The 2096-nt window shown below is 75.0% G+C and carries 2 protein-coding genes; one reads left to right on the top strand and one right to left on the bottom strand.

What is annotated here, in order from left to right; all coding sequences use genetic code 11:
- The coding region (locus ACFV5N_RS27370) for an MFS transporter (RefSeq protein WP_385605093.1) at positions 1-1160 on the top strand (1160 nt) is incomplete at its 5' end.
- Between the two features lie 55 nt (positions 1161-1215).
- On the opposite strand, the gene ACFV5N_RS27365 is transcribed toward ACFV5N_RS27370, so the two are convergent.
- Entirely contained in the window at positions 1216-1974 is a 759-nt protein-coding gene (locus tag ACFV5N_RS27365; protein WP_385605090.1) for a class I SAM-dependent DNA methyltransferase, read from the bottom strand.
- Positions 1975-2096: the final 122 nt, after the last annotated feature.

The raw sequence follows: 2096 nt of genomic DNA, 5'->3' as shown, positions 1-2096 counted from the left end.
GACGCGCCGTCAGCGGCGCGCAACGCGCCCTGCTGGCCGGCGGCTTCCTCGTCAACCTCGGCACCTTCGCCGTCTACCCGTATCTGGCCGTGCTGCTGCGCGAACGGCTGGGCGCCACGATGGCCGAGGTGGGGCTGGTGCTGGGCGCGGCCACCCTGGTGCAGTTCGCCGGGGCGCCGTTCACGGCCGCCTTCGCCGAACGCGCCGGACTGAAACGGTCCCTGACCCTGGCCACCGGGCTGTACTGCGCCGGTGCGGTGACCTATCTGCACGGCGCCGGGCGCCCGGCGCTGACGGTGCTCGGCCTCTTCCTCAGCTGCGGTGCCGGTGCCCTGTACTCACCGGCCTTCCGCGGCTACCTGGTGCACGCGGCACCGCCCGGGCGGCGCCCCCGCCTGCTGTCGGCGGGCAACGCCGCCGGGAACCTCGGCATCGCGCTCGGCCCGGTGGCCGGGGCGCTGTTCCTGGCCGAGCCGGGCCGGCTGTTCGCGCTGACCACCGTGCTCTACGCCCTGCTGGCGGCCGGTCATCTGCTGCTGCGGCCGGAGCCCCGGTCCGCGGACGCGCCCCCGGTCGAGCCGTTCCGCCGGGTGCTGCGCGGCCTCGCGGGCCTGCCGTTCGCGGTCACCGTGCTCACCCACTATCTGTATCTGCAGTTCTACCAGTACCTGGCGGTCTTCTCCGAGGGCCGGCTGGCGCCCGCGGCGTTCGGCGCGGTCATGATGGGGTACGCGCTCGGCCTGGCGGTCCTCCAGCCGCTGCTGGCCGCCCGGATCGGCTCCCTGCGCTATCCGGCGGCGCTGGCGGTCGGCTTCTCCTGCACGGGAGCCGGCATGGCGGCGTTCGCGACCGGCCACCCGGCGGGCATCGGGGCCGGTGCCCTCGCGCTGAGCGCCGGTACCGCCGTGCTCTTCCTCAAGAACGACCTGGAGGCGCTGGCCCGTTCGCGCCGCTCGGCCACGGTGACCTTCGGCCAGCAGCGGCTGGCGGTCGGTCTCGGCTCCCTGCTGAGCGGGGTGATCGGCGGCCGGCTGTACGGGCTGCTGGAGGAGGCCGGGGCGCTGCCCGGCTTCTGGCTGCTGGTCGCGGCCCAGTGCTTCCTGCTGCCGCCGCTGCTCCTGCCGGCCGCCCGTCTGCCGCGCGGCGCGCGGGGCGGCTGAACGGGCCGGCGCACGGGGCGGCCGGGCCCGCCCGCCGCCCCGCCCGCCGGACGGGTCAGGACGCGTCCGGCGCCGGCTTCTCGTACACCGAGATGTGGCCGCCCTCGGCCGTGAACGGCTCGCGGCCCCAGCCGCCCCACCGGTACCGGCGCTCCAGTCCGGCCAGCCGGGCCATCAGGTCGAGTTCGGAGGGCCACGCGTACCGCATCGACGCGGGCGCCAGCCGGATCCCGTCGTTGCCGATGAGCACATGGTGCCCGTCGAACCGCTGCGCCACCGGATCGTGCCGGACGGCGGTGAGCCGGACCCGGTCGAGGTCCACCCGGTGCACCTCCAGGTTCTGGTTGCGCCGGTAGCGCCCCACGTCCGGCATCGGGCACTCCAGCACGAACCGGCCGCCGGGCAGCAGCCGCCGGGCGACATTGCCGAAGCACCGCACCTGCTCCTCCTGGGTCAGCAGGAAGAAGAACGTGGAGAACACGACGAACACCATGGCGAACCGGTCCGCACCGCCCGGGTCCACCTCCGCCATGTCGCCGATGGTGACGGGGATCCGCTCCCCGCCCGGCTTGGCCCGCATCCGCGCCACCATCGCCTCCGACGCGTCGATGCCGCGCAGGTCGATCCCGGTGGCGGCCAGCGGGATGGTCACCCGGCCGGTGCCCACCGCCAGTTCGAGGACCGGCCCGGCGGGGCCCTCCGCGATGAGGGCGGCCAGCGAGCGGACCGCTTCGGTGGGGTCGAGATCGGCGTGCCAAGCGTCGTAGACGTCGGCGTTCAGCTCGCCGTAGGTCTCCGGTCCGTGGTTCTGCATCACGCGTCCTCCGCGAACGTCGGTTGAGCGGCCATCCTGCGGTCCTGGCCGAGCACGGCGGCGCGGGGGAGGGGAACGGATGGAACGGGTCGGGCCGGGCCGCCAAGGCCCCTCCATCAGTC

This window comes from Streptomyces sp. NPDC059853, from assembly GCF_042731495.1.
Taxonomy (GTDB): Bacteria; Actinomycetota; Actinomycetes; order Streptomycetales; family Streptomycetaceae; genus Streptomyces.
Note: the sequence above shows the minus strand (reverse complement) of the source record. Positions and strands in the feature narration are given on the sequence as shown.

Coding starts and splice junctions, on each gene's coding strand:
- ACFV5N_RS27365 (WP_385605090.1), bottom strand. CDS start 1,974: ATGCAGAACCACGGACCGGAGACCTACGGCGAGCTGAACGCCGACGTC.